Here is a 24,637-nt window from a genome sequence, read left to right on the forward strand (position 1 = left end):
GAGCGAAAGGGAGGACTTTCCCGCCTATGGTTCGGCAGGAAGCCCTTGCACTGCCAGACGAAGAGTCCGCTCCGGCTTTTTCCGCCCGGATGGGCCTGGCACGGAGCCTCAGGCGCTATAAAACGGCCTTCCTGGGATTGATATTCCTCGGTGTCCTCCTGCTGATGGCCCTGACCGCGCCGCTCATCGCTCCCCATGACCCCCACAAGATCGACGTGGCCAAGCGCCTTTGGCCCGCCTACTGGACGCCCGGCGGCATCCGGGCCCACCCCCTCGGGACGGACTCCCTGGGGCGCGACATCCTGAGCCGCCTGATCTACGGCGCCCGGGTCTCGATCATGGTGGGCGTCGTCTCGGTGGCCATCTCCGGCGTGGTGGGGATCACCCTGGGGCTCGTCGCCGGCTTCTTCGGGGGAAAACTGGACGATTTCATCATGGGGCTGGCCGAGATCCAGCTCGCCTTCCCCTTCATCCTCCTGGCGATCACCGTGATGGCCGTCGTGGGACCGGGCCTCTTCAACGTGATCACCGTGCTGGGCATCAGCCGCTGGGTGGCGTACGGCCGGGTGGTGCGCGGGCAGGTGCTCACCGTGCGGGAGAAGGAATTCGTCGAGGCCGCCCGGGCCCTGGGATACCCGCTGCACCGGGTGCTTTTCTTCCAGATCCTGCCGAACATCACCTCGCCGCTCATCGTGATCGCCACCTTCGCGGTGGCGGGGAACATCATTTCGGAGTCCTCGCTGAGCTTCCTGGGCCTGGGCGTGCCCACCTCCACCGTGACGTGGGGGAGCATGCTGGCCGAGGGCCGGGAATATCTCCGGGTGGCCTGGTGGCTGGCCGCTTTCCCGGGCCTGGCCATCATGCTCACCGTGCTCAGCATCAATCTCATCGGGGACTGGCTCCGGGATTACTTCGATCCTCGGCTGCGCGATCAGCCTTAGGCGCGGCGCTGGCCGCCGCGGGGAGACCTTCATGCGTAGGAGATTCACGGACGCCGCGCTGGTCCTCCTCCTGGCCGCCCCTTTCCTCGCGGGGTGCGGCAAGCAGGAGGGGGAGAGGCCCTTCACCGTCCTTGTGCCGGTCGAGGCCAACACCCTGGACCCTCATTTCGCCACGTCCACCATCGAATGGACTATTCTGATGAACGTGATGGAGCCCCTCATCGCCCGCTCGGACGGCATGCGGGAGGCCCCGGCCCTCGCGGAGAGCTGGGAGGTGGACGGCACGAAAAAAGTGTGGACCTTCCGCCTGCGGAAGGGGGTCAAGTTCCAGAATGGGGAGTCGTTCGATGCCCGCGCGGTCAAGTATACCTTCGAGCGGATGCGGGACAGGAGCCTCCGCGCCCGGACCACGGTGCCGAACCGCATCGCCCTCGACAAGGTGGAGGAGGTGGACGCGCACACCGTCCGGATTCACACCAAGACCCCGATCGCCATCGTCCCGGCCTGGCTGGTCAACGCATTCATCCTCCCTCCCAAGTACTATTCCTCCACGCCTCCCAAGGAGGTCCTCGGCAAGCCGATGGGGACGGGGCCCTACAGGATGACCGAGTGGGTGAAGGACAGCTTCATCCGCATGGAGGCCCATGAGGGATGGTGGGGCGGCAAGCCCCGGATTCGCACCGTCGTGTGGCGGCCCGTGCCGGAGGCCTCGGCCCGGGTGGCGGAGCTCGAATCCGGGGGAGCCGATCTCATCACCGCCATCAGCGCCGACCAGGCGAACCTCATCGCCCGGCGCAAGGAGGGCTTCCAGACGTTCAGCATCCAGGGCGGCCGCCGGGTCTACATCGGCATCCGGACGGACTGGGACGCCTTCGGCGACGCGCGGGTGCGCCAGGCGATGAACTACGCCGTGAACTTCGAGCTCGTCGCCAAGCAGTTCCTTCTCGGCCACGGCAGCCGGATGGCGACCGTGGTGTGCCCCCCTAACGGGAACCCCCAAGTGAAGCCTTATCCCTACGATCCCGCGAAGGCGAGGGCCCTCCTCGCCGCGGCCGGCCTCAAGGACTCGGACGGCGACGGGATACTGGAGTCGAACGGGCGCCCCCTGCGGCTCAAGCTGGACGTCCCGGTCGCGCGCTATCTTCAGGGAATGGAGATCGCCGAGGCCGCCGCCGCCGATCTGCGGGCCGTCGGCATCCACGTGGAGGTCCAGCCGCTGGAGTGGTCGGTCTTCCTGTCGAACCGCCGGAAGAAGGCCCTCTCGCCCCTTTACCTGCACGGTTTCAGCTCCGCCTTCAACGCGGAGACGGACCTCGGAGCGCTCCGCCCCGCGCTCTTCGCCAACATGACGGGATGGAAGAACGCCGAATTCGTCGAGGGCTTCAACAGGCTGCGGCAGACGTTCGACGAAGAGGAGCGCAAGCGCATCAGCGACCGCCTCCAGGAGCTGGTCCACAAGGAAGCCCCCTGGATCTTCCTGTGGAACCAGTACGACTTCTTCGCCGGAAGCTCCCGCGTCGAGTGGAAGCCCCGCCCCGACGAGCGGATCTACCTCCCGGCCGTCTCCGTGAAGGAAAAGCCGGCCAAATAGGGAGGCCGAGTGGGCGCTTATCTCGTACGAAGGGCCATCCGCGCCGTCCTGGTCGTCGTCGGCGTGAGCTTCATCTCTTTCGCCGTCCTGTTCATGTCGGGGGATCCGACCGACGTCCTGGTGGGGGAGGATTGGACGCGCGAGGAGGTCCGGCGGCTGCGCCATGAAATGGGCCTCGACAAGCCTTGGGTCGTCCAGTATCTGCTCTACGCGAGCCGGGCCGTGCGCGGGAATTTCGGCGAGAGCCTGCGCTACCGGCGCCCCGCCTTCGACCTCATCAAGGAGCGCCTGCCGGCCACCCTGGAGCTGGCCCTCGTCGCCCTCCTTCTCTCCATCGTCCTCGCCCTCCCGGTGGGCGTCCTGAGCGCCGTGAAGCGGGGCTCCGTCTACGACCAGTTCGGCATGCTGTTCGCCCTGGTGGGCCAGGCCATGCCGGTCTTCTGGCTGGGGCTCATGCTCATCCTGATCTTCGGCGTCGATCTGGGATGGCTGCCCGTGAGCGGGCGCGGCACCTTGGCTCATCTCGTGCTGCCGGCGGCGGCGCTCTCGACCTACTCGATCGCGCGCAACACCCGCGTTATCCGAAGCTCCATGCTCGACGTGCTCATGAACGACTACATCACCACCGCCCGTGCCAAGGGCTTGGCCGAATGGACGGTCATCCACCTGCACGGGCTCCGGAACGCCATGATCCCGGTCGTGACCATCATCGGGCTCGAGTTCGGCCACCTGCTGGGCGGCGCCGTGATTGTCGAGACGATCTTCGCCTGGCCGGGCATCGGCCGGCTCATGATCCAGGCCGTCTACGCCAAGGATTTTCCGCTCGTGCAGGCGTCCGTCACCATCACGGCGCTCATCTTCGTCTCCCTGAACTTCATCGTGGACCTCCTCTACTCCGTCCTCGACCCCCGCGTCCGGCTGGCATGAGCCGCACCGCCTACTACTGGGACGAGGCCTCGCTCCGGCACGACACCGGCGACTTCATCGAGGGCATCCCGCGCGCGGAGGTCCTCCGCCCGGAGGCCCTCGCGGGGCGGGTCCCGGGGCTGGACCGCCGTCCAGCGCGCCCCCACGGGGCAGAGGAGTGGGTGCTCCGGGTGCACGAGCGCCGCCACCTGGAGCGCGTCCGTCAGGCCTGCGCCCAGGGCCCGGGTCTCGTGGACAACCCGGACACCCCCGTCGGCGGCCCCGGGAGCTTCGCCGCCGCCCTCGCCGCCGTTGACGCCGCCCTGAGCGCCGCCGATGCAGTGGCGGCCGGGGAGGCGGACAACGCCTTCTGCGCCGTCCGGCCGCCCGGCCATCATGCCCTGCCGGACTACTCGATGGGCTTCTGCCTCTTCGCCACCATCTCCATCGCGGCGCGCTACCTCCAGGAGCGGCACGGCCTGCGCCGCCTCGCCATCGTGGACTGGGACGTCCACCACGGGAACGGCACCCAGGCCGTCTTCTGGCGCGATCCGGACGTCTTCTTCGCCTCCCTCCATCAATATCCCTTCTATCCCGGCACCGGGGCGGCCCATGAGCGGGGGGAGGGCCCGGGGGAGGGGACCATCCTGAACATTCCCCTTCCGGCGGGGACGCCGGAGGAGGTTTTTCTCGCCCGGTTCGAGGCGGAGGTCCTCCCCGCCGTGGAGAACCACGCCCCGGAGGCCATCCTGATCTCGGCCGGCTTCGACGCCCACCGCTCGGACCCCCTAGGGGGCCTCCGCATGACCGAGGCCGGCTTCGCCCGGATGACCCGGCAGATCAAGGCGCTCGCCGCGAGGCGCTGTGCCGGGCGCCTCGTGAGCCTCCTGGAGGGTGGCTACAACCTCGGCGCCCTCCAGGCCTCCGCGGCGGCCCACCTGCAAGCGCTGGCCGAATAACCTTTAGTTACTTCTCCTTTTTCTATGTTTTACATTTGAATTTATTGCTGTTCCATATTCATCTCAAAATTTAGTTGACTGACTAACTAAGAGGTATATATTGAGTGTCAGGAGGAAGAGGCATGACAACTGGCACAGCGGTGGCGGAGAAACGGGGCACGCGGGAGAAGGTCATCCTGGCGGCGGCGGATCTCATCTACCGGCAGGGTTTCACCGGCACCTCGCTAGACATGGTGGCCGTGAAAGCGGGGGTGAACCGCGGGAGCCTGTACTATTTCTTCCGCTCCAAGAAGAACCTCGGCTCGGCCGTCATCGGGCACTATGAGCGCCTCCTTCACGAGAATTTCCTGGAGCCCGCCCTGGGGGGGGAGGGCACCGGGCGGGAGAAGCTGGCCCGGCTGGCCGATCTCTACTCTCATCTGCCCCTCTCGGACCGCCCCTGCTGCGGCTGCCCCATCGGGAACCTCTCGCTCGAACTGAGCGGCCTGGACGAGGAGCTGCGGCTGCACCTGAAGGAGGTTTGGACGGGGGTGTTCGCCCGGGTGGCCGAGGCCGTCCGCCAAGCCCAGGAAGAGGGGGAGCTGGATCCGGGCGCGGACGCGATCGGCCTGGCCCGCGCCTTCTTCGCGCAGATCCAGGGGGCGCACCTTTTCGCCCGCACATCATTGGACGAGGACGCCTTGCGGGGGGACTGCCGCCAGGCGCTGGACGCGCTGCCGTGGACGGGGGCGAGGAAGCGGTCATGACGCAAGAAATTCCCGCGTACGGCCTGTGGTTCCTCGTCCTGGTCAACTCAGCCATCTTCATCCTCTTCGCGCTGAGCTTCGTGCGCCCCAGATCGGCCCGCGATTGGCGTTCCTTCGGCGCCTTCTCCGGCTTCCTGCTGGCGCTCTTCACCGAGATGTACGGCTTTCCGCTCACGGTTTATTTGCTTTCCGGCTGGCTCGGCACGCGCTACCCGGAGGTGGATCTCCTCTCCCACAACGCGGGGCACCTCTGGTCCACCCTGCTGGGCGAGGAGGGAGATCCGCATTTCAGCCCCTTGCATCTCCTGAGCGGCCTGCTGATCGGGGGCGGGTTCATCCTCATCGGCTCGGCCTGGAAGGTGCTGCACGAGGCCCAGAGGACCCGGCGGCTGGCGGCGGCCGGTCTCTACTCCCGTGTCCGCCATCCGCAGTATCTGGGCTTCATCCTCATCATGCTGGGCTTCTTGCTCCAATGGCCCACGCTGCCGACGGTTCTGATGTTCCCCCTCTTGGCCTTCATGTACGTTCGGCTGGCCCGGCGCGAGGAAATGGAGGCGCTGGAGGAATTCGGCGACGAATACGCCCGCTATGCGAAGGAAGTTCCTCCATTCATGCCTCATTTCCCGCTAAGACCGCGCGGGGAGGCCCTGTGAATATTCCACGCGATTCGCGTGAGGGAAGGAGAACATCCAAATGGTGACAGTGAAGAAAATGGCAACCCTTCAGACGCTGGACCTCCCCGTCGAGGGCATGACCTGCGCCTCGTGCGCGGCCCGCATCGAGAAGGCGCTCAACGGCTTCGAGGGCGTCGAGCGGGCCTCCGTGAACCTCGCCACCGGGCGGGCCCGGGTGGACTATGACACCGGGAAACTCAGCCCCGCCCGCATCGCCGGCCGCATCGAGGAGACGGGCTACGGCGTCCCCGAGGCCCGGGTGGAGCTCGCCATCGGGGGAATGACCTGCGCCTCGTGCGCGGCCCGGATCGAGAAGGCCCTGAACGGGATGGAGGGCGTGACCTCGGCCTCGGTGAACCTGGCGAGCGAGCGGGCCCAGGTGCGCTACAAGCCGGGCTCCGCCTCGGTCGAGGACCTCATCCGCCGGGTGGAGGAGACGGGCTACACCGCCCGCGAGGCCGCCGGCCAGGACGAGGACGCGGAGGAGGCCGGGCGGGCCCGCAAGGCCCGCAAGGACCTCTGGATACTTGGGGGCGCGATCGCTTTCTCCCTGCCCCTCCTGTTCCAGATGGTGGGCATGTTCACGGGAGGATTGCACGGGGAGATGCCCCGGTGGTGGCAGTTCGCCCTCGCCACCCCCGTCCAGTTCATCGCGGGCTGGCGCTTCTACCGGGGCGCCTGGCACGTTCTCAAGAACGGCGGCGCCAACATGGACGTGCTGGTGGCCCTGGGCACGAGCGCCGCCTACTTTCACAGCGCCGCCGTGACGGCGCTGGGGCTCCACGGCCAGCACGTGTATTTCGAGGCCGCGGCCGTCATCGTCACCCTGATCCTCCTCGGGAAGGTGCTGGAGGCCGGCGCCATGATCCGCACCTCCGCGGCCATCCGGAAGCTCATGGGCCTCCAGGCCCGGACCGCCCGGGTCATCCGCGGCGGCGAGGAGCGCGAGGTCCCGGTCGAGCAGGTGCAGGTGGGGGACATCGTGCTGGCCCGGCCCGGCGAGAAGTTCGCCGTGGACGGGGAGATCATCGACGGCCGCACGGCGGTGGACGAATCCATGCTCACCGGGGAGAGCCTGCCCGTCGAGAAGGGCCCGGGCGATCCCGTCATCGGGGCCACCCTCAACAAGAACGGAGCGGTGCGCTACCGCGCCTCGAAGGTGGGCAAGGACACCGCCCTGGCCCAGATCATCCGCCTCGTGCGGGAGGCCCAGGGCTCCAAGGCCCCCATCCAGCGCCTCGCGGACAAGATCTCGGGCGTCTTCGTCCCCATCGTGCTGATGGTCGCGGCGGCGACGTTCGCCCTCACGTACTACTTCGCGGGCTTCACCCCCGCCCTGGTGAGCGCGGTGGCGGTGCTGGTCATCGCCTGCCCGTGCGCCCTGGGCCTCGCGACGCCCACCGCCATCATGGTGGGGACGGGGAAGGGGGCCGAGACGGGCATCCTCATCAAGAACGGCGAGGCCCTGGAGACCGCCCACAAGCTTCAGGCCATCATCCTGGACAAGACGGGCACCCTGACCCGCGGCAAGCCCGAGGTGACGGACATCGTCCCCTTCGACGGCATCGGAGAGAAGGACCTCCTCGCCCTCGCGGCGAGCGCCGAGCAGGGCTCGGAGCATCCGCTCGGGGAGGCCATCCTCGCGCGCGGGAAGGCGGAGGGGGTGCAGCTCCTCCCGGCCTCGGACTTCACCGCCGTGCCCGGCCACGGGCTGGAAGCGAGGGTCGGGGGACGGATGGTGCGCCTGGGGAACCTCAAGCTCATGGCGCGGCACGGCTTCTCCCTGGACGGGCACATGAGCGCCGCGGAGAGGCTGGAGGGCGAGGGGAAGACGGTCATGTTCCTCGCCGACGAGAGGCGCGTCCTCGGGGCGGTGGCGGTGGCCGACACCTTGAAGGAGAGCTCCCCGGCCGCCGTGCGGGCGCTCGAGGAGATGGGGATTGAGGTCTGGATGCTGACCGGGGACAACCGCCGCACGGCCGAGGCCATCGCGGCCCAGGCGGGCATCACCCGGGTGATGGCCGAGGTGCTCCCCGAGGAGAAGGCGGCCAAGGTCCAGGAGCTCAAGCGGGGCGGCAAGGTCACGGGCATGGTGGGGGACGGCATCAACGACGCCCCCGCCCTCGCCGCGGCCGACGTGGGCTTCGCCATCGGCACGGGCACCGACGTGGCCATGGAGGCCTCGGACGTGACCCTGATGCGCGGGGACCTGATGGGGGTGGCGGACGCCGTCCGCCTCTCCCGGGCCACCCTGCGGAAGATCCGCCAGAACCTCTTCTGGGCCTTCGTCTACAACGTGCTGGGCATCCCGCTGGCGGCGCTGGGCTTCCTCAGCCCGGTCATCGCCGGGGCGGCGATGGCCCTGAGCTCGGTCTCGGTGGTTTCGAACGCGCTCCTGCTCCGGCGCTGGCGGCCGGAGAGGTAGGGGGGAAATTACCGAGGGGCGGAATGTCTGTAGGGGCGTATGGCAATACGCCCCCACTGGCGGCGGGACAGGAAGCTCCTGTGGGAGGGGTCGCGGGATGGCCGGCGGAGGACTCACGCGGAGAAGGGTGCTGGATTTCCTCCTGGGGGGCGGGGCCGTCGCCATGTTGGGGAGCATGCTGTACCCGGTCTTCCGGTATCTGCTCCCCGCCAGGCCCGCCGCCGTCGAGACGGGCAACGTCCGCGCGGCCGGCGCGGCGGAGCTGAAGCCCAACGCCGCCAAGATCTTCCGCTTCGGGGGCGAGCCCGCGATCCTGGTCCGGACGCCCCAGGGGGAATACCGGGCGTTCAGCGCCATCTGCACCCACCTGTCCTGCACGGTGCAGTACCGGGCGGACCTGGAGCACATCTGGTGCGCCTGCCACAACGGGCACTTCGACCTCTTCGGCCGGAACATCGGGGGCCCGCCGCCCCGCCCCCTGGAGGCCTATTCGGCGGCGGTCCGGGGCGAGGAAGTCCTGGTTTCGAGAAAGGCGTGAAGCCGGGCGGGGGCCGTCCCGCCTGACGAGGAGGATTCGATGGACTGGCTGTGGTTCCTGGCGTTCGCGGGGCTGATGATCGTGATGCACCGGTTCGGGATGGGCTGCTGCGGCGGCCACGCCCACGGAGGCGGTAAGGGCCATGACGCGCACTGCGGGGCGCCGAAGCCGGACGGCGAGGACAAGAAGCCGGCCGCTCAGGCGGTCCCGGAGGAAAAGGCATGAACCGCAGCAGGGGGATTTGGATGCCGGCCGCGTCCGGGGCGATTGCCGCCGGGGCGCTCCTGGGGCTCTTCATCGGGGCCCTCACCCTGGCGAACAAGCTCGAGTACGCGATCGAGGAGTTCGAGCGGCTGAAGTGGTGGTTGGTGGCGCTGGCGGCGGGCTTCGGGACGCAGGTGGCGCTTTACGCGCACATCAAGCTCGCCGCGCGCGCCCAGGCCAAGGGGGGAGCGGAGGTGGCGGCCTCGGGCGGCATCTCGGCGGGGGCCATGCTCGCCTGCTGCTCCCATTACGTGACGAGCATCCTGCCCATCGTGGGCGTCTCGGCCCTCTCGATGTTCCTGACGAAGTACCAGACCTCCTTCCTGGTGCTGGGCATCTTCTCGAACCTCGTGGGGATCACCTACATGCTCTACTTCATGCAGCGCCACGGCCTGCTGCCCCGGTCGATGGGATCGGGCGCGCTCGCGCGGTGCGACATGAAGACGGTGCGGAACGCGGCGCTGGCCGCGGGGGCGGCCGCGGTGGCCGCCTCCTTCTTCTTCCCCGGAAACTGAGTGCCTCCGGGGAAATCGCCATCATATCGATCTTATTCTGGAGGCGGAGCGATGCGGCGGAGATGGATCGGGGTCATCATGGCGGGGCTTATCGCCGCGGGGGGCGGCGCCTGGGCGGCCTCCAAGAAGGATCTGACGCGGAGGGACTCCCGCGCGGCGGTGACCGTGAGCGTCACCTACCTGAACCCGCTGGAGAAGGGTGCGAAGGACACCCTCGACTTCGCGGTGGAGATGAACACCCATTCGGTGGACCTCGACCCCTTGAAGGTGGAGGAGCTCGCCGTCCTGCGCGCCGGGAAGGCGGAGGTGAAGCCCCTGGGCTGGTCCAAGCCCGAGGGCGGCGGCCACCACCGCTCGGGCGTCCTGCGCTTCCCAGCCAAGGACGCCTCGGGCAAGCCGCTGCTGCCGGAGAGGAAAGGCAAGATCGAGCTTCGCATCAAGGGCGTCGGCTCTCCCGGCGAGCGCGTGTTCGCGTGGGAGCTGCCGGTGAAATGACGGGGGAATTTTTCCCCCTGACGCAGATTTCCGCTGGGGCGTTCGATTGAACGTCCCCACAGACAATCATCTCGATGGAGGATAGATCACATGGCAAGCGCGAAGATCATCGTGAAGGGCATGACGTGCGGGGGCTGCCAGGCGGCCGTGCAGCGGGCGCTGGGCTCGGTGGCGGGGGTCTCGAAGGCCCAGGTGGACCTCGCCGGCGGGGTGGCCACGGTGGAGTACGACGAGGGCAAGGCCGGCCTCCCCGAGCTCAAGAAGGCGGTCGAGCGGGCCGGGTTCCAGGCGGCCTGAGCCAGGACGGAGAGAACAGCGGGTTCCCCGCCCCGCCTCAAAGCCCCCCTTTGCCAGGCAACGGCCCGGCGCCGCCGGGCCGCAGGGGGCGGGGAATCCGCTTTTTTCGTCTATCCGAAGGCTTTCCCGTACGCCCGAAGGAGGCGAGATGCCCCGCCTGATCGATGCCCCCGCCGTCGTCGAGGCGGCCGGGACCAAGCCCAAGCGCATCGAGGAGTACGCGGGTCGGGTGCGCACCGGCCACGAGCGGGTGAGCGTGGCCCGCATGGTCTCTCCCCAGGGGTGGGAGGAGCCCGGCCAGCGGCCCGAGTTTGAGGAGATCACCGTCGTCCTCAGGGGGATGCTCCGGGTCGAACACGCGGGCGGGGTCATGGATGTGAAGGCGGGGCAGGCCGTGGTCTGCTCGCCGGGGGAGTGGGTGCGCTACTCGACGCCGGAGCCGGGGGGCGCGGAATATGTCGCCGTGTGCCTGCCCGCGTTTTCGGCGGAGACGGTGCACAGGGACGGGTGAATGGGAAGATAGAAGCAGATTTCTCGCCCCTTCCGATTGCCGAGCGGCCGTTCAAAGGCGCTGCCCGAAAAAATCCTGACCTCGATTTCGGACCTCGGACCGCTCACCCCAACCCACGTGAGGGATGCACTGACGCATGGGCGGGGTTGGTCATGAGCACCCCGAGCCATGCGAGCGAAATGCGAAAGCCTCGGGCTCGGCTGGCGGGCGGGATGGTCCCGGAGAGGGATTTCCATGGCCCGAAAACATGGCGCGAAAAGAGTTCCTGGAGAGCCCGGAACAAAGTGCTTGGGAGGAATGTTAGTTTACCCGGATGCCTACTAAATGCGATGGAGGGAGGAAGTGTCACCGCGTGTGCGTGGTGCGTCACTTCTTCCGTGTGACGCTGGGAAAGCTCTCCAGCGCGGGTTCGGCCGGCAAGTCACGCAACGGCAGGAATTAAAAAGGAGGGGGATGAATGGTCAGGAGAACCCGTCTGATTCTGCTTGGTGCGGCAATTGCGTCATTCCTTTGGGGTGGCTCGGCACAGGCGCAGCAAAGCGCACCGCCTCGAACTCCACCGCAGTTCCCGAACATGACCTTCTTCATCTCAAGCACGAGCGGCCCCGATGGCGCCAATTTCGGCGGCATCGAGGGCGCCGACAGGCATTGCCAGGCGCTGGCGGCAAAGGCGGGCGCGGGCAAGAAAACGTGGCGGGCCTATCTCAGCACGCAGGCGGCCGGCGGAAAGCCGGCGGTCAACGCGCGCGACCGCATCGGCAAGGGCCCGTGGGTGAACACGGAGGGAGTGCAGGTCGCCGCGAACGTCGACGAGCTGCATTCGAACAACAACAAAATCAATGTCGAGATCGGCCGCTCCGAGAACGGCCGGCGCATCCCCGGGCGCCTGTTCGTCGTCAACCAGCACGACGTTCTGACGGGCTCGACGGTGGACGGGCGCGCCTTTCCGCCGGAGAAGGACCTGACCTGCGGCAACTGGACGAAGAACGGGGAAGGAGCCGCCATGGTTGGCCATCACGACCGCATGGGCCTTCGCGATGACGCCCCGTCGAAGTCGTGGAACTCCTCGCATCCTTCGCGCGGTTGCGGCCTCGCGGCGCTTAAGAGTTCGGGCGGGGCGGGCCTGCTGTACTGCTTCGCCGCGAACTGAGGGCGGTACGCACGGACATGCGGGGCAGGCTGTGGTCCTCGCCCCGGGAGGATAAAGAAGAAGCAGATTCTTCGCGCCTCCGGCGCTCAGAATGACGGCATGGGCAAACGCATTCGGCCGTCATTCTGAGCGAAGCGAAGAATCCGCTTCTGGCTTAAAACGTAGGGGCGACCGGCCGGCCGCCCCTACGGATTTTCCATCTGCTGCGAGTTTCTTCCCTACCTCGGCTGGCCGTCCTTGAACTCCCGCTCCAGGAACTCGCCCAGGGTGCACTGCAAGAAGCCGTTGAGGCGCCCGACGGGGTGGAGCTTCTTCATGTCGATGTACTTGCCGGTCATGACGGCCGGGTCCACGTGGAAGTAGACCACCTCCCCGATGAGGAGGGGGTGCTTGTTGGGGCCCAGGTAGATGACCTGGTGGGTCTTGCACTCGAAGTGAATGGGCGCCTCCTTGACGCGCGGCGCCTTGATCTTGACCGAGGGGATGGGGGTGAGGCCCGTCACCTCGAACTCGCTGACGCCGTCCGGGTAGCCGTTGGCGGAGTCCACCATCCGCTCCCAGGTGTCCTCGGTCACCACGTTGAAGCAGAACTCCCCCATCTCCTCGGCGTTCACCAGGGTGTGCTTCTTCCGCCCGTCCGGATGGCGGGCGATGGTCAGGGAGATCATCGGGGGCGCCACGCACACCACCGTGAAGAAGCTGAAGGGGGCGAGGTTCGTCACCCCCTCCCGGCTCACCGTCGAGGCCCAGCCGATGGGCCGGGGCACCACCGACCCCGTGAGGAGGCGGTAGACCTCCCGCCGCTCGATCTTCGAGGGGTCGAACTCCAGGTATTCCCGAGCCGGCGTCTCCACGCGCGTCCCGTCCATCTCAGTCCACCAGCCCGACGGCGGCCAGGTCGCGCTTGAGCTCCTCGCGCTCGGCGGGCTTGAGGGGGATCATCGGGGGGCGCGAGGGCCCGCCGTGCATCCCCATGAGGTCCATCCAGGTCTTGAGCGCCGGGATGGAGAAGGCGCCCCGGCTCCAGGGGCCCCAGATCCACTTCTCTTGCACCCGGCGGGCGTCGTTCATGGCCTCGCGCGCCGTCCAGGCCTCCTCGAGGTTCCCCTCGTCGATGAGCCGGGTGTAGCGGTCCATGCCAAGGTTGCCCTTTCGCTGCATGAGGAAGGGGTCGGGGCCGCTCATGAAGGTCTGCTGCTTGTTGTAGGCGCGGTTGAAGAACCAGTGGCTCTCCATCGGGTTGCTCACCACGATGTCCCGGCCCACGGCCTCGCGGACCTCGTCGCAGTGGTTCATGGGGGCCGCGTTCTTGATGCAGCAGATGCTCTCGTTCTCGTCCACGATCTGCCTCACCAGCTCGGGGGACATGAGGTAGCCCGAGGAGCCGAAGTTGAAGAGCGAGACGCCCAGCTCGGTGTTGTCGCAGACATACTTGAAAAACGCCCGCACGCGCTCCGGGATGCCGCCCGTGCCGAGGTAGGGGTTCCCCACGATGGCGTAGGTGCAGCCGGCCTCGGCCGCCGCGTCGATGAGCTCGACGCACTCCTTGGCCGAGGTGTGGCCGGTGTGGGCGATGATGGGCACCTCCCCCGCCTCGTCCGCCGCGATGGCCTGGCCCCGCAGGCGCTCCTCCTTCGTGAGGCACCAGAATTCGCCGATGAGCCCCCCGACGAAGAAGCCCTTGATCTTCAGGTTGTCGATGTAGTGCCGGATGTCGGCCCGGAAGGCCCCCTCGTCGATGCGGTCGTTCTTGTCGAAGGGGTAGGGGATGGCCGCCCAGATCCCCTTCATGTTCTCCTTGCAGTAGGCGCGGGCCTGGGACTTCTTGTAGCGGGGCATGGGAATTCCTCTCGTGGTGTGGTTTAGCCGAATGAAAATGCCGATTCCGTAGGGGCGAGGCATGCCTCGCCCCTACAAAAGGAATTTCACCTCCTGAACTCTATCACCATCCCATCTCCCCATCCAGCGGGATGAGGGGGAAGGCCTTGAGCTTCACGGCCTCGTTCGTGCCGAAGCCGTGGAGGTAGCTCAGGACGTCGCGCCAGCACTTCTCGGGGGTGGGGCGGTCGGCGAAGTGGACGGCGCCCGCCTCCTCCCAGAGCTCCATCGCCATGCGGCAGACCTTGATGGCCGCCTCCGAGGCGAAGACCTTGGACATGAGCCGGCGCTTGGAGTCGTCCGTGGGCTTTCCCCCGTGCCAGGCGGCCGCATGGAGGACGGTGCGGCCCGCCTCGATGAGCATGTACATCTCGGAGATCGCCATCTGCGCCCACTGGTGCCGGGCGGTGCCGCGCTCGCGCACGGCGCGCCGGGCGAGGTCGAAGGCCAGCCGGGCCGGGCCCATGACCGGGATGAGGGCCCCGCTCACCATGCGGCGGAAGATGTCGAGCCCCTGGTTCCACTCGCCCAGGAGGTCCTCCTCCGGGACGCGGCAGCCGCTCAGCACGAGCTCCCCGTTCTGGAGGAGGCGCCGCCCGAGCTTGCTGTGGGCCTCCCCGATGGTGAAGCCGGGCGCGCCCCGGGGGACGACGAAGCCGGTCAGCCCCTGGCTCATGGGCTTCCCGGGGTCGGTGCGGGCGAAGATGAAGTAGAACTTCGCCAGCCCCCCGTTCGAGATGAAGTGTTTCGTACCATTGAGTATGTAGGAATTCCCATCTTTCTTCGCCGTCATGCGGGGCCCGGCGCCGGGGGCCTCGTAGAGGAGGAAAGAGTCGGTGCCGCTCTGGGGCTCGGTGATGGCGATGGCCAGGAGCGCCCGGGGGTCGGTCAGGAAGCCCGCCAGGTGGCGCGCGCGCTGCGTCTCGGTCGTCTCCTCGCAGATGAGCTGGGTGAACTTGTAGGTCTGGTCCATCGAGACCGCCACGCCCAGATCGCCGTAGGCCAGCTCCTCGGTCACGATGGACTGCTGGAGGTGGTTCGCCCCGTAGCCCCCGAAGCGCCGCGGCACCGTCAGGGTGCGCAGCCCCAGGGCGTCCAGCTTGTCGATGAGGGGCCAGGGGAAGGCCTCGTTCGGGGGCGAGTTCCGGTCGCGCTCCGCCGCGATGGGGAGGATCTCCTCCCGGGCGAAGGCGCGCGCCGTCCGCTGCAGCGCCAGGTCCTCGGGGGCGAGGGTGAGGTCCATGGGGATACTAGTCCTCAGAAGATTCGTCACCTACATGCACGAAGAACGGAATTTTGATCGAGTCCAGGGAAGGAGGATCTACGACTTCTATTTCCTTATGTTCTTTGTCTTCGAAATTTCGTTCAATCAGTACGGTCATGCACGCCTGCATGAAATATCCAAAATACGAGGAACAATTGTTGAGATCATCGAAAAACTTATTGACCGCCGCCTCTCTACCTCCTCCGTAAATTCGGTCGACCAATGTTTCCATCATCACGACCTCGGATAGATAGTAGAGGCAATTTCCATTTCGTTCTCCCAGCAGAATTGCAAGCTCATCTGTCTCAGGAAGACTTTCAAAAGATTTCTTTATCTCGGGAATGTCATAGTGAAATGTCAATTTATTGCGCACCGTACAGAAATGATTATTCTGCCCAAAATAGCGCTTAAGTTCGGTCAGGGCATCTTTGCCATACTGTGGCATGTCAGCAAATAAAGATCCTTCGAATAGTTTATCGTTAAATATCAGCAGCCCGACCTTATTCCATGCTTCAAATAGCTTTGAGACTAACACCTTCGCAATCAGCAAAGACTGGGTGACGACAGCCCAGCTTTCTTCTTGGGTTTTCTCTGTCTCGCCGGCGGGAATGCACATCAGCAAGAGTTTTTGGAGAATTATGTTTTCATTCGCAATGTGTCCCAGAAGAAACAACAAATTTCTGTCTTTCTCGGGCATCTTTGCCAAATCGTCTTTTGTAAATTCAATTTTATGTATCTTCATATGTCCCACGGCCCCTTAGTGCAAATACCTCCCCCCGTTCACGGCGACGGTCTGGCCGGTGAAATAGGCGCCCTCGGGGGAGCAGAGGAAGAGCACCCAGCCCACCATGTCCGAAACCTGGGCGATGCGGCCGACGAGGGTGCTCTTGCCGATCTGGGCGCGCTGCGCCTCGTTGCGCACGGCGACCACGCGCTCGGTGGCGGTGGTGCCGGGGGCGATGGCGTTCGCGGTGACGCCGTACGGGCCGAGCTCGACGGCCAGGACGCGGGTCAGGGAGTGGATGCCGGCCTTGGCGGCCGAGTAGGGGGGCGAGGAGAGGGCGCCCGGGAAGATGGAGAGGCCGGCCATCGAGCCGATGTTCACGATGCGGCCGTAGTTCTGCTTCTTGAAGTAGGGGATGACGAACTTGCAGGTGAGGAAGATGCTCTTGAGGTTCAGGTCGACGACCTTGTCCCACTCCTCCTCGGAGGTCTCCTCGACGGTGAGCTGCTGCCAGAAGCCCCCGGCGCTGTTCACGAGGATGTCGATGCGCCCGGCCTCGCCCCCGGCCTTGTCGATGGCGGCCTTCACTTTCTTCGAGTCCATCACGTCGCAGGCGAGGAAGGCGGCCTTGCCCCCCTTCTCCCGGATGCCCTGGGCCACGGCCTCGCCCAGCTTCTCGTCCAGGTCCACGACGTAGACGCGCGCCCCCGCCTCGGCGAACGCCTCGGCCGAGCCCCGGCCGATGCCCTTGGCGGCGCCCGAGACGACGGCCACTTGCCCGGAGAAATCGAACTTGGTCTTGCCCACCGGGGTGTCTCCTATGATGGAAGAAGGCGCTCCCGCCGGGCCGGGGCCGCCGGGGCCCCGTCCTTCCCGCGGGAGAGAAAGGAGACGGAAAGATACCACCGCCCCGCCCCCGATTGACAAGCCGGGCGGAGTCTCCGCGCGGAGACGCGGTGAGGGCGCGAGGGGAAGGGCCGGAAGGGAAGGGGAAAGCCGCTTAGCGGGAGCCTTCGATGAAGGCCGCCACGGTGTCCACGATCCCGTTGTCCCAGAGGGTCCAGGCGGTGACCATGACGACAAGCAGGAGAGCGAAAAGGAGGAAGTACTCGATGACCCCGCGCTTCGCGCCGCGTGTTAGCTGGGTGGGCTTGGATTCGCCGCTCGCCATGGAAAGAAGCATGCCTCAGGCCGGGTCGAAGGGCGGCGTCCCGAATGCCCTGAAAGTATATCGGGCCTGGGGCCGGGAATGCAACCCCAAGGTTGACGGCGCGTCCCATGCCGTTTTGGTGTAGGATCGGCGGCGGCCCCGGGGGGCAGGGGGCGCATGCGCGCCGGCGGGAGGACGCGATGTTCGTGGCTCGGCACAATTTCGGACTGGTGGAGTCGATCAAGCCGGAGGCGATCGGCTCGCCGGGCAAGCGGATCTTCCGCATCCTGGTGGACGCCCCCACGGCCTCGGCCGCCACCCTCTGGGTGGAGAAGGAGCAGGTGTACGGCCTCTCGATGGCCATGAAGCGGATGCTGGAGGCCCCCGCCGCCGGGGAGCCGGAGGAGGGCCAGGAGGCGAATTTCCCCCAGCTCGCCGACTCGTCCATCCTGCGGGGGGGCGACTCCCAGGTGCTCGAGTTCAAGGTGGGGCGCCTGGGCCTGGCCTTCGGGCCGGGCGAGGAGCACATCACGGTCTTCTTCCACGACGAGCGCGACGAGCCGGAGGACGAGGACGACGAGGCGGACGAGGAGTCCCCGGAGGCACAGGAGGCCGCCGTCCCGGCGCCCACGCTTCAGCTCTGCGTGAAGCGGAAGCAGGCGGAGGCCTTCATCCGGGAGAGCCTGGAGGTGACTTCCTCAGGCCGCGGGACGGACGCCATCTCCCGCCATGCGATGGTGGCTTCCGGGAAGGTGGACCCGAACCGGAACGGCCACTTCCGCCACTAGGCGGGAGGCGCCGCGCCCCGCTCACGATCTTCGCCGCCCGCTGAGGTGGTCGCGTTGAACCCGAAGGCGCACCGCAGCCGCGCGTCCGGCTCCGCTCCCGGGCCGCACGCCGAGGTCCGCTTCACCTTCGAGGAGGCGGAGCGGCTCCTCCTGGACGCCGAGGTGGAAAAGAGCGAGCTCATCCCGCAGGGGTCCAACTACACCTTTGCGCTCCACCTCAAGGCGAGGAAGACGGCCTTCTACGCCGTCTACAAGCCCGCGAGCGGGGAGCGGCCCCTGTGGGACTTCCCGTTCGGCACCCTCCACCGCCGGGAGCGCAGCGCCTTCCTGGTGTGCCGCTTCCTGGGCTGGGACTTCATCCCCCCGACCGTCATCCGCGACGGCCCCCAGGGCGAGGGCTCGGTGCAGCTCTACATCCCCCCGGTGGGCAACTCCAACTACTTCACCCTCAAGGAGGAGAGCCGGCCCGAGCTGCCGCTCCTCGCGGCCTTCGACCTCATCGTGAACAACACCGACCGCAAGGGCGGCCATTGCTTCAAGGGCCAGGACGGCCGCGTCTGGGCCATCGACCACGGCCTGACCTTCCATCCCGATCCCAAGCTCCGCACCGTGATCTGGGACTACGCCGGCCTCTGCCTGGGCGGCCAGCCGCTGGGAGACCTCACGCGCCTGGCCGAGGCCCTCGAGGACGGGCAGGGCCCCCTCCGGCGGGAGCTGGACGCGCTTCTCGATCCGGAGGAGGTGAAAGTCTTCAAGCGCCGCGTGCGCGGATTCCTCAAGAACCCCAAGCTCCCGTCCCCCCAGGAATACCGGAGCGTGCCTTGGCCCCTGATCTGAGGCCCATCCGTCCAAGGAGAGGTAGACCCGAATGAAGAGTCTCCGTTTCGCCCCCTGGTTGCGCGCCCTCCTCGCGCCGGCCCTCCTGGCGGCCTCGCTGGCGGGCTGCGGGAGCCTTCTCGCGGGCCCGCCGCCGTCGGCCTCGGTGGTCGCGGGCCAGGACGCCGCCGACTACGAGATGGCCGCCACCGAGCACACCGCCCGCTCCTACGCCCGTTACCTCGAGCGGCACCCGAAGGGCGCCTTCGTCCGCCAGGCGCGGCACTGGGCCGAGCGGCTGGCCTACTTCGACGCCGTCTCCTCGCGCGACCCGGCCGTGCTCCAGAACTTCCTCAGGCGCTTTCCCCAGAGCGGCCACGCCGACACGGCGGAGGCGAGCCTCCAGCGGGCCGAGTACGAGAAGGTGAAGGCGCGGGACGCCATCGAGAGCTACCGCGCCTTCGTCGCCCGCTACAACAAGCAGCGCAGCGAGTGGACCGCCGCCGCCACCCAGCGGCTCGAGCGCCTCCTCCTCGACAAGGCGAAGGAGGAGCGCAAGGAGATCGGGCTCTCCCGCTACATCCACGACAACCCCGGCAGCCCCTACCTCGACGAGGCCCGCGAGGCCCTGCGCCGGCTCGCCTTCGAGCGCGTCATGCAGTCCAAGGACGAGAGGGATTGGATCGATTTCGTCCGCGGTCACCCCGGCACGCCCGAGGCCCAGGAGGTCGCCGGCCACATGGAGGAGGAGGCGCTGCGCGGGGCCGAGCGCTCCGGGCGCGTGGCCGCGTTCGAGCGGTTCCTCGAGCGATACCCCAACTCCCACTACCGGGGGCGCGCCCGGACCGCCATCCTCCTCATCCAGCGCGGGCGGGACCGGCAGGCGCCGGGCCTCGTGAAAATCCTGAACGCCGAGATCGAGGTGCATACCCCGCCCAAGTGCTCGGGCTGCAGGCCCGTCCTGCGGGTCCACGGCACCCTCCACAACACCGACCCCGACTTCTCCTACGACCTCACCCTGGAGGCCCAGGTGGACGACCGCGGCCGCAAGTGCTGCCTCACCCGCCACCAGGAGAAAGCCGTGAGGCCGGGCGAGCGCCGTCCGTTCGTCTTCCAGGTACCCGACCGGGCGGCCCCGGCCTCGGGCCGCCCGCCCGACTTCGAGGTCCGGGTGGCACAGGGCCGCTCGTACAAGGACAAGGCCGCCGGCGCGCGCGTGGCCATCCCGGGGCTGGGCACCGGCGAGAAGGCTCCGCCCGCCGACACCTTCCGGCCGGAGAAGGTGCCGCCGCTGAGATAAAAAAGGGGGGCGCCCCGGAGGGCACCCCCCTTTTCAACGGCGGATTGGAAGGCGGGGGAGCTACTGCTTCTGCTGGCGCTCCTTGCGCTCCTTCTCGACCCTCTCCTTCAGGGCCTGGGCCCGCTCCTTGATCTCCTGCATCGTGTCCCGGTCCTGCTGGGTCGGTCCCCCCGTTTGCTTGTCGGAGCCGATCTCCTTCGTCTCCTTCTCCTTGGGCGCGACCTCCTTCACCTTCGTCTCCTTCACCTTCTTCTCCGCGGCCCAGGCCGGAGCCCCGGCCAGCATCACCGCGAGCGCCGCCCCTAGCACCATCCCCGTCACCCTGCCGAAGCGAATCATCCCTCTTCCCTCCCCATGAGACGAAGCCGCCCGCAAACTCCGCACGAACGGGCGGAAGCAAGGCCAAGCGAGAGTGTATTATAGAATGGGGCGAACGGCTCCGCCCGCCGGCACCTTCCGGCCGGAGAAGGTGCCGCCGCCGAGGTGAGAGGGGGAAATTCCCCCGGGAACCCTGGAAGCCGTCATCCTACAGACGCGATCGAAATTCCGTAGGGGCGACCGGCCGGGCGCCCCTACGTAAGACAGGCTCCGCGAAAAATTTGCTTCAGCGCCTGTCTTCACCGGATGTCCCTCTGAGAATCGAGCCTGTTAGGATCTTTGCGTGCCGCCTTTCCCGGGCTTGCGCCGCCGGAGGAAAGGAGATGCCCAGCCTCATGCGGGCGGCCGGGGGAGCGGCGCTGGCCGCGGCCCTCCTCTCGGGGGCGGCCGAGGCGGCGGTGTACCGCTCCGAAGTCCGGCCCGCCCCGGGTTCCCAGACCCAAGGCGTCCTTTCGCTCCAGGTCGCCGGCACCGTCCTCACCGTCTCGGGCAAGCTGGAGCGGGTGCCGCCCGGCCCGGTTTACGGCCTGCTCATCTCCCGGAAATGCGGCGAATTCGAGGACGGCTCGAGCTTTCTTCTCGCCAGCCTGCTCGAATCCGGAGGGGATCGGGCCCTCTCCGTCCATGAGAGCCTCTCCCTCGATTTCCGCCTCTCGTCCGCCGTCGAAAAACTGGAAGACATGATGATCAGCCTGTTCCGCCAGTCGCACGTCGTCACGATGAAGGCGGCGTATCCGCGGCCGGTCACCCACATCGCCTGCGGCGCCATCGAGCTCTGGAGTCCTTGAGCGGATGCAGGGAAACACCTGCAAGGCGGCCCTCGCCCCCCGGCGATCCTTTTCCAGGCGCCGCCTGAATCGGGGGGGCGGGAAAATAGTTCACGCGCAAGTCATGCTTCAGACGCCGCATGTACGCCGACAGGGAGCGAAACTCGCCGTTTCTTTCGGCCGAAGCGGTTGCGCGGAGGCTTATTTTAATAAACAGAAGGTTGATGTTCGCGGAAGCGGATCGGACGGAGCGCTTCCGCCATGAGCCCGCTCCAGTCCCCCGGCCTCTTCCCCTTTCCCTCCGGCCGGGCGAATCAGCCGCCGCGCCGCCTGCCTCGGATCATCGTTCGGAGCCGCCTGACCGGTGAGTGAATGGCCGGGAATGGGAGATGTGTGCAATGCGGTCGAATCCTTTTTCGGAATCCGTGAAGCGCAACTTCCGCTATCTGATGGACGAGTACGGCTTCCGGGTGACGTCGGAAGGCTACTCCCCCCGGACCATGGGCAACTCCGCCCTGGTGCTCGAGTCGGCCCGGGTGGGCGTGGAGATCGTGCTCGACCGGGGGCGCGTCATCATCGCCCTGGGCCCCCGCGCCCAGCCCAAGGGCACCTGGTACGAGTTCACCGAGGCCGTGCGCCACTTCGCCCCCGAGATCGGCGAGGACTATTTCCGCCCCCATGACGATCCGGATCAGCGCGCGCGCGTGGAAGCCCAGGTGGCCCGCCTCGCGGGGCTGATGCGCTGCTATTGCGGCCCGATGCTGCGGGGCGATTTCTCGATGTGGGAAAGGACCAGGAAATCCACCGCCGCGGCGTGGTCCGGCTGAAACCGGGCCGGGCCCGGGCGCCTCCCAGGCGTCCATCGCCCGGGCGCCGCGCGTTTCCTCCCGGGGCGGCTCCGCCTCCCAAATGCGCGCGCCTGCGCGAGCCGCCGCTCCCGTTAGGCACGCCCGCCGCTCACCCGCACCCGGCCCCGCCGCTCAAGCCGCTTCACGCAGGACGGGGCGGACGGTTTCCCCTGCCGAAGCCTCCGCCCGGCCGCCTCCCAGAAAGCGAGTGCGCCCCCCTGGCGCGCCGGAGAAATTCCTCCGCCGTGCTGGGCGCCGGGCGTCCCCATTGGGAGATTTCATGGCATGCCTGTTTTCCACGTCTACGTCATGACGAACGAGGCCCGCCAGCTCTTCATCGGCGCCACGAGCAACCTCGCGCAGCGCGTGTACGAGCACAAGAACGGCCTCGTCTCCGCCTACTGCACGCGGCACGGCATCGCGCGGCTGGTCTATTTCGAGGAGGCCCGGAGCCCCCAGGCCGCCGTCGAGCGCGAGCAGCAGATCAAGAGCTGGCTGAGGAAGCGCAAGGTCGAGCTCATCGAGTCCATCAACCCCACCTGGCACGACCTCGCCCAGGGCTGGATGGACGCCGGTTCCAAGCCGGACGTCCCCGAACCCGCCCCGTAGCGGCGGCGCCCCCCGCGGCGGGAGGGAAAAATGGCCTTCAAGAACCCGGCCCCGGCCCGGAGAGCCCATTCGCTGCTGGAGGAGTTCAAGCGCTTCGCCTTCAAGGGCAACGTCATCGACCTGGCCGTCGCCGTCATCATCGGCGCGGCCTTCACCAAGATCACCGATTCCCTGGTCAAGCACGTCCTCATGCCCCTCGCCGGGGTCCTCCTTCCCGCCCAGCGGGGCTACCTGGCCTGGAAGCTCAATGTCGCGGGCCAGGAGATCCCCTACGGCCTCTTCATCGGCGAAGCGCTGAACTTCCTCATCGTCTCACTCGCCCTCTTCCTCTTCATCGTCAAGTTCCTCGGCTGGCTCGCCCGCTCCCGCACGGAGGAGGCCGCTCCCCCGCCCGCCCTGACCAAGGACCAGGAATTGCTCGCCGAGATCCGGGATTTGCTGAAACGGGGCACGGGGCAGTCGTAGAGGCCGCAAAGCCGGGAATGGAGGCGGAGGCGCGGCGGCCCGGACCCTGAGGATTGCCATAATCCCAATGATTCCATAACGGTTTCACCCGCGAGTGTCCGAATTTAGTGTCCGAATTTGCAGCGGGCTCGCCTCGTCATTCCGAGGGAGCCCCGCCAAATTAGGACACCACCCCGCAAGCCCCTCAGATTCGAAGGTCATGGAATATTTGCGGACCCAATAACCTTTTTGGATAGAATTGAAGGGTTATTGGGGAAATATCGGCCGAACCCAGGGGAATGTGGGGACATATATCGGATTATTGGAGGCAAAAATGCGACAACTGCTGGACAAGCACTTCTCCCTTCCCGCATCCGAACTCCTCCGCCAGGTGAGAGATGCGCGCGGGCGCACGCTGGAGCTGGCCGCGGACCTCGACGATGCGCAGTTCACCGTTCCGCTCCTTGAGATCGTGAACCCCTTCCTCTGGGAGCTCGGACACACCGCTTTTTTCTATGACGTGTTCCTTTTGCGGGTTCTGGACCGCGCGGAACCCATCATGGAGGGAGGGGATGACTTCTACAATTCGTTCACGGTGGACCACGACGATCGCTGGTCCTTGCCTCTCCCCTCCAGGGATGAAACGCTGGGTTACATGCGCCGGACACTGGAGTTGACCCTGGGCCGCCTGAATTCGCATGAGCCCAGCGCCGAGGAAACCTATTTGTATCTCAACGCCGTTCATCATGAGGACATGCATGGCGAGGCGTTCACATACATGCGCCAGACCTTGGATTACCCCGAGCCGCAAATCGCGATCGCCCGCGCCGGCTCCCTCCCCGAAGAAGTGGGCGGGGGACCATTGCCCGGGGACGTGGAGGTGCCGGGAGCCGCGTTTCAACTCGGGGCCACGCCCGACCTCCCCTTTGTGTTCGACAATGAGAAATGGGCGCATCCCGTGGAGGTTTCCCCGTTCAAAATCGCCCGCGCGCCGGTCACGAACGCGGAGTTCGCGGAGTTCGTGGAAAGCGGCGGATATTTTCGGCGCGAATGGTGGGGCCGCCAGGGCTGGGTCTGGCGGGCCAAGGCCGGGGCGCAGCATCCCATCCATTGGAGGCGCGAGGGGACGGGATGGCTGCGGCGGCATTTCGACCGGATGGTGCCCCTCGAGGAACATGCCCCCGCCGTCCACGTGAACTGGTACGAGGCGGAGGCGTATTGCAATTGGGCGGGCAGGCGGCTTCCGACGGAGGCGGAATGGGAGATGGCCGCCAGCGCGGTGCCCGCAAGGGATGGGATTGAAAAAGGCAAGCGAAGGTATCCGTGGGGAGACGCGCTCCCTTCCCCCGGCCACGCCAATCTGGACTCGCGCCGCCTGGGGTGCGCCGATGTCGGCGCCTTTCCTTTGGGAGACAGCGCCTTCGGATGCCGCCAGATGGTGGGGAACGTCTGGGAGTGGACCGCTTCCCCCTTCTATCCGTTCCCCGGCTATCTCGTGGATTTTCCCTACCGGGAATATTCGGCCCCCTGGTTCGGGTACCGGAAAGTATTGAAGGGAGGGGCCTGGGCCACCCGCTACCGCCTGGCGAACAACCAGTACCGCAATTTTTTCCAGCCCTACCGCAACGACATCTTCGCGGGGTTCCGCACGTGCGCCCG

29 protein-coding genes are annotated in these 24,637 nt (G+C 67.1%); 22 read left to right on the forward strand and 7 right to left on the reverse strand.

The genetic code is table 11. The features are described 5' to 3' along the window. Positions 1-26 precede the first annotated feature (26 nt). The 14 genes from HYZ11_11330 (at position 27) to HYZ11_11395 (ending at position 12,012) form a co-directional block, all read left to right on the forward strand. Positions 27-941, forward strand: a complete 915-nt coding sequence (locus HYZ11_11330) for an ABC transporter permease (GenBank protein ID MBI3128187.1) — start codon at positions 27-29, stop codon at positions 939-941. A 31-nt stretch (positions 942-972) separates the two neighbouring features. Next, complete coding sequence (locus HYZ11_11335; protein ID MBI3128188.1) at positions 973-2,532, forward strand: ABC transporter substrate-binding protein; 1,560 nt, start codon at positions 973-975, stop codon at positions 2,530-2,532. A 9-nt stretch (positions 2,533-2,541) separates the two neighbouring features. After that, positions 2,542-3,459 (forward strand): ABC transporter permease, encoded by a 918-nt coding sequence (locus tag HYZ11_11340; GenBank protein ID MBI3128189.1) that lies wholly within the window; start codon positions 2,542-2,544, stop codon positions 3,457-3,459. Continuing rightward, entirely contained in the window at positions 3,456-4,397 is a 942-nt protein-coding gene (locus tag HYZ11_11345) for a histone deacetylase (GenBank protein MBI3128190.1), read from the forward strand. The genes HYZ11_11340 and HYZ11_11345 overlap by 4 nt, the downstream gene beginning before the upstream one ends. A gap of 122 nt (positions 4,398-4,519) precedes the next feature. Continuing rightward, positions 4,520-5,143 carry a TetR/AcrR family transcriptional regulator gene (locus HYZ11_11350; GenBank protein ID MBI3128191.1) on the forward strand — a complete coding sequence of 208 codons (624 nt, stop codon included), beginning with the start codon at positions 4,520-4,522 and terminating at the stop codon, positions 5,141-5,143. After that, positions 5,140-5,796: an isoprenylcysteine carboxylmethyltransferase family protein gene (locus HYZ11_11355; protein MBI3128192.1), complete on the forward strand. Its 657-nt coding sequence runs from the start codon at positions 5,140-5,142 to the stop codon at positions 5,794-5,796. The genes HYZ11_11350 and HYZ11_11355 overlap by 4 nt, the downstream gene beginning before the upstream one ends. A gap of 58 nt (positions 5,797-5,854) precedes the next feature. Next, the gene (locus tag HYZ11_11360; protein MBI3128193.1) at positions 5,855-8,242 is read left to right on the forward strand and encodes a copper-translocating P-type ATPase; all 2,388 of its coding nucleotides are present in this window, start codon (positions 5,855-5,857) and stop codon (positions 8,240-8,242) included. Between the two features lie 97 nt (positions 8,243-8,339). Then, positions 8,340-8,780, forward strand: a complete 441-nt coding sequence (locus HYZ11_11365; GenBank protein MBI3128194.1) for a Rieske 2Fe-2S domain-containing protein — start codon at positions 8,340-8,342, stop codon at positions 8,778-8,780. Positions 8,781-8,819: 39 nt separating this feature from the next. Continuing rightward, the gene (locus HYZ11_11370; protein ID MBI3128195.1) at positions 8,820-9,005 is read left to right on the forward strand and encodes a DUF2933 domain-containing protein; all 186 of its coding nucleotides are present in this window, start codon (positions 8,820-8,822) and stop codon (positions 9,003-9,005) included. Next, on the forward strand, positions 9,002-9,559 hold the full coding sequence (locus HYZ11_11375) for a hypothetical protein (GenBank protein ID MBI3128196.1): 558 nt from the start codon (positions 9,002-9,004) through the stop codon (positions 9,557-9,559). Before HYZ11_11370 ends, HYZ11_11375 begins: the two co-directional genes overlap by 4 nt. A 51-nt stretch (positions 9,560-9,610) precedes the next feature. Next, on the forward strand, positions 9,611-10,054 hold the full coding sequence (locus HYZ11_11380) for a hypothetical protein (GenBank protein ID MBI3128197.1): 444 nt from the start codon (positions 9,611-9,613) through the stop codon (positions 10,052-10,054). Positions 10,055-10,144: 90 nt separating this feature from the next. Next, positions 10,145-10,351 carry a heavy-metal-associated domain-containing protein gene (locus tag HYZ11_11385; protein MBI3128198.1) on the forward strand — a complete coding sequence of 69 codons (207 nt, stop codon included), beginning with the start codon at positions 10,145-10,147 and terminating at the stop codon, positions 10,349-10,351. 148 nt (positions 10,352-10,499) lie between these two features. Next, on the forward strand, positions 10,500-10,862 hold the full coding sequence (locus HYZ11_11390; protein ID MBI3128199.1) for a cupin: 363 nt from the start codon (positions 10,500-10,502) through the stop codon (positions 10,860-10,862). Between the two features lie 457 nt (positions 10,863-11,319). Continuing rightward, on the forward strand, positions 11,320-12,012 hold the full coding sequence (locus tag HYZ11_11395) for a hypothetical protein (protein MBI3128200.1): 693 nt from the start codon (positions 11,320-11,322) through the stop codon (positions 12,010-12,012). Positions 12,013-12,230: 218 nt separating this feature from the next. On the opposite strand, the gene HYZ11_11400 is transcribed toward HYZ11_11395, so the two are convergent. The 6 genes from HYZ11_11400 to HYZ11_11425 form a co-directional block, all read right to left on the reverse strand. Further along, positions 12,231-12,881, reverse strand: a complete 651-nt coding sequence (locus HYZ11_11400; GenBank protein MBI3128201.1) for a flavin reductase family protein — start codon at positions 12,879-12,881, stop codon at positions 12,231-12,233. 1 nt (position 12,882) lies between these two features. Next, the gene (locus HYZ11_11405) at positions 12,883-13,851 is read right to left on the reverse strand and encodes a dihydrodipicolinate synthase family protein (GenBank protein ID MBI3128202.1); all 969 of its coding nucleotides are present in this window, start codon (positions 13,849-13,851) and stop codon (positions 12,883-12,885) included. 103 nt (positions 13,852-13,954) lie between these two features. Then, positions 13,955-15,133 (reverse strand): acyl-CoA dehydrogenase family protein, encoded by a 1,179-nt coding sequence (locus HYZ11_11410; protein MBI3128203.1) that lies wholly within the window; start codon positions 15,131-15,133, stop codon positions 13,955-13,957. Between the two features lie 7 nt (positions 15,134-15,140). Further along, a complete protein-coding gene (locus HYZ11_11415) occupies positions 15,141-15,851 on the reverse strand; it encodes a hypothetical protein (protein ID MBI3128204.1) in 711 nt (236 codons plus the stop codon). A gap of 60 nt (positions 15,852-15,911) precedes the next feature. Continuing rightward, positions 15,912-16,685, reverse strand: coding sequence for an SDR family oxidoreductase (locus HYZ11_11420; protein ID MBI3128205.1), 774 nt, complete (start codon positions 16,683-16,685; stop codon positions 15,912-15,914). Between the two features lie 193 nt (positions 16,686-16,878). Next, positions 16,879-17,049, reverse strand: a complete 171-nt coding sequence (locus tag HYZ11_11425; protein MBI3128206.1) for a hypothetical protein — start codon at positions 17,047-17,049, stop codon at positions 16,879-16,881. Positions 17,050-17,228: 179 nt separating this feature from the next. On the opposite strand from HYZ11_11425, the gene HYZ11_11430 reads away from it, so the two are divergent. Genes HYZ11_11430 through HYZ11_11440 form a run of 3 tightly spaced genes read left to right on the forward strand, consistent with a single transcriptional unit; the run spans position 17,229 to position 19,932 of the window. Next, positions 17,229-17,816, forward strand: coding sequence for a DUF3090 family protein (locus tag HYZ11_11430; GenBank protein MBI3128207.1), 588 nt, complete (start codon positions 17,229-17,231; stop codon positions 17,814-17,816). A 54-nt stretch (positions 17,817-17,870) separates the two neighbouring features. Beyond that, the gene (locus tag HYZ11_11435) at positions 17,871-18,653 is read left to right on the forward strand and encodes an SCO1664 family protein (protein MBI3128208.1); all 783 of its coding nucleotides are present in this window, start codon (positions 17,871-17,873) and stop codon (positions 18,651-18,653) included. A 31-nt stretch (positions 18,654-18,684) separates the two neighbouring features. Further along, positions 18,685-19,932, forward strand: coding sequence for a hypothetical protein (locus tag HYZ11_11440; protein MBI3128209.1), 1,248 nt, complete (start codon positions 18,685-18,687; stop codon positions 19,930-19,932). 60 nt (positions 19,933-19,992) lie between these two features. Here HYZ11_11440 and HYZ11_11445 read toward each other — a convergent pair whose 3' ends face one another. Next, positions 19,993-20,271, reverse strand: coding sequence for a hypothetical protein (locus tag HYZ11_11445; GenBank protein ID MBI3128210.1), 279 nt, complete (start codon positions 20,269-20,271; stop codon positions 19,993-19,995). A 362-nt stretch (positions 20,272-20,633) separates the two neighbouring features. Between HYZ11_11445 and HYZ11_11450 the strand changes: the two genes are divergently transcribed. The 5 genes from HYZ11_11450 to egtB form a co-directional block, all read left to right on the forward strand. Beyond that, on the forward strand, positions 20,634-21,098 hold the full coding sequence (locus tag HYZ11_11450) for a hypothetical protein (GenBank protein ID MBI3128211.1): 465 nt from the start codon (positions 20,634-20,636) through the stop codon (positions 21,096-21,098). Positions 21,099-21,475: 377 nt separating this feature from the next. Beyond that, a complete protein-coding gene (locus HYZ11_11455; protein ID MBI3128212.1) occupies positions 21,476-21,904 on the forward strand; it encodes a hypothetical protein in 429 nt (142 codons plus the stop codon). Positions 21,905-22,210: 306 nt separating this feature from the next. Then, positions 22,211-22,534 (forward strand): GIY-YIG nuclease family protein, encoded by a 324-nt coding sequence (locus HYZ11_11460; GenBank protein MBI3128213.1) that lies wholly within the window; start codon positions 22,211-22,213, stop codon positions 22,532-22,534. A gap of 30 nt (positions 22,535-22,564) precedes the next feature. After that, on the forward strand, positions 22,565-22,999 hold the full coding sequence (gene mscL, locus HYZ11_11465; protein ID MBI3128214.1) for a large conductance mechanosensitive channel protein MscL: 435 nt from the start codon (positions 22,565-22,567) through the stop codon (positions 22,997-22,999). Positions 23,000-23,312: 313 nt separating this feature from the next. Next, a partial coding sequence (gene egtB, locus HYZ11_11470; protein MBI3128215.1) for an ergothioneine biosynthesis protein EgtB occupies positions 23,313-24,637 on the forward strand: 1,325 nt, incomplete at its 3' end.

The organism is Candidatus Tectomicrobia bacterium (assembly GCA_016192135.1).
Taxonomy (GTDB): Bacteria; UBA8248; UBA8248; order UBA8248; family UBA8248; genus 2-12-FULL-69-37.

Excerpts from the sequence above, each read along its gene's own strand:
- HYZ11_11330 (MBI3128187.1), top strand. The coding sequence starts at position 27 with ATGGTTCGGCAGGAAGCCCTTGCACTGCCAGACGAAGAGTCCGCTCCG.
- HYZ11_11335 (MBI3128188.1), top strand. The coding sequence starts at position 973 with ATGCGTAGGAGATTCACGGACGCCGCGCTGGTCCTCCTCCTGGCCGCC.
- HYZ11_11345 (MBI3128190.1), top strand. The coding sequence starts at position 3,456 with ATGAGCCGCACCGCCTACTACTGGGACGAGGCCTCGCTCCGGCACGAC.
- HYZ11_11350 (MBI3128191.1), top strand. The coding sequence starts at position 4,520 with ATGACAACTGGCACAGCGGTGGCGGAGAAACGGGGCACGCGGGAGAAG.
- HYZ11_11355 (MBI3128192.1), top strand. The coding sequence starts at position 5,140 with ATGACGCAAGAAATTCCCGCGTACGGCCTGTGGTTCCTCGTCCTGGTC.
- HYZ11_11360 (MBI3128193.1), top strand. The coding sequence starts at position 5,855 with ATGGCAACCCTTCAGACGCTGGACCTCCCCGTCGAGGGCATGACCTGC.
- HYZ11_11365 (MBI3128194.1), top strand. The coding sequence starts at position 8,340 with ATGGCCGGCGGAGGACTCACGCGGAGAAGGGTGCTGGATTTCCTCCTG.
- HYZ11_11370 (MBI3128195.1), top strand. The coding sequence starts at position 8,820 with ATGGACTGGCTGTGGTTCCTGGCGTTCGCGGGGCTGATGATCGTGATG.
- HYZ11_11375 (MBI3128196.1), top strand. The coding sequence starts at position 9,002 with ATGAACCGCAGCAGGGGGATTTGGATGCCGGCCGCGTCCGGGGCGATT.
- HYZ11_11380 (MBI3128197.1), top strand. The coding sequence starts at position 9,611 with ATGCGGCGGAGATGGATCGGGGTCATCATGGCGGGGCTTATCGCCGCG.
- HYZ11_11385 (MBI3128198.1), top strand. The coding sequence starts at position 10,145 with ATGGCAAGCGCGAAGATCATCGTGAAGGGCATGACGTGCGGGGGCTGC.
- HYZ11_11390 (MBI3128199.1), top strand. The coding sequence starts at position 10,500 with ATGCCCCGCCTGATCGATGCCCCCGCCGTCGTCGAGGCGGCCGGGACC.
- HYZ11_11395 (MBI3128200.1), top strand. The coding sequence starts at position 11,320 with ATGGTCAGGAGAACCCGTCTGATTCTGCTTGGTGCGGCAATTGCGTCA.
- HYZ11_11400 (MBI3128201.1), bottom strand. The coding sequence starts at position 12,881 with ATGGACGGGACGCGCGTGGAGACGCCGGCTCGGGAATACCTGGAGTTC.
- HYZ11_11405 (MBI3128202.1), bottom strand. The coding sequence starts at position 13,851 with ATGCCCCGCTACAAGAAGTCCCAGGCCCGCGCCTACTGCAAGGAGAAC.
- HYZ11_11410 (MBI3128203.1), bottom strand. The coding sequence starts at position 15,133 with ATGGACCTCACCCTCGCCCCCGAGGACCTGGCGCTGCAGCGGACGGCG.
- HYZ11_11415 (MBI3128204.1), bottom strand. The coding sequence starts at position 15,851 with ATGCCCGAGAAAGACAGAAATTTGTTGTTTCTTCTGGGACACATTGCG.
- HYZ11_11425 (MBI3128206.1), bottom strand. The coding sequence starts at position 17,049 with ATGGCGAGCGGCGAATCCAAGCCCACCCAGCTAACACGCGGCGCGAAG.
- HYZ11_11430 (MBI3128207.1), top strand. The coding sequence starts at position 17,229 with ATGTTCGTGGCTCGGCACAATTTCGGACTGGTGGAGTCGATCAAGCCG.
- HYZ11_11440 (MBI3128209.1), top strand. The coding sequence starts at position 18,685 with ATGAAGAGTCTCCGTTTCGCCCCCTGGTTGCGCGCCCTCCTCGCGCCG.
- HYZ11_11445 (MBI3128210.1), bottom strand. The coding sequence starts at position 20,271 with ATGATTCGCTTCGGCAGGGTGACGGGGATGGTGCTAGGGGCGGCGCTC.
- HYZ11_11450 (MBI3128211.1), top strand. The coding sequence starts at position 20,634 with ATGCCCAGCCTCATGCGGGCGGCCGGGGGAGCGGCGCTGGCCGCGGCC.
- HYZ11_11455 (MBI3128212.1), top strand. The coding sequence starts at position 21,476 with ATGCGGTCGAATCCTTTTTCGGAATCCGTGAAGCGCAACTTCCGCTAT.
- HYZ11_11460 (MBI3128213.1), top strand. The coding sequence starts at position 22,211 with ATGCCTGTTTTCCACGTCTACGTCATGACGAACGAGGCCCGCCAGCTC.
- mscL (MBI3128214.1), top strand. The coding sequence starts at position 22,565 with ATGGCCTTCAAGAACCCGGCCCCGGCCCGGAGAGCCCATTCGCTGCTG.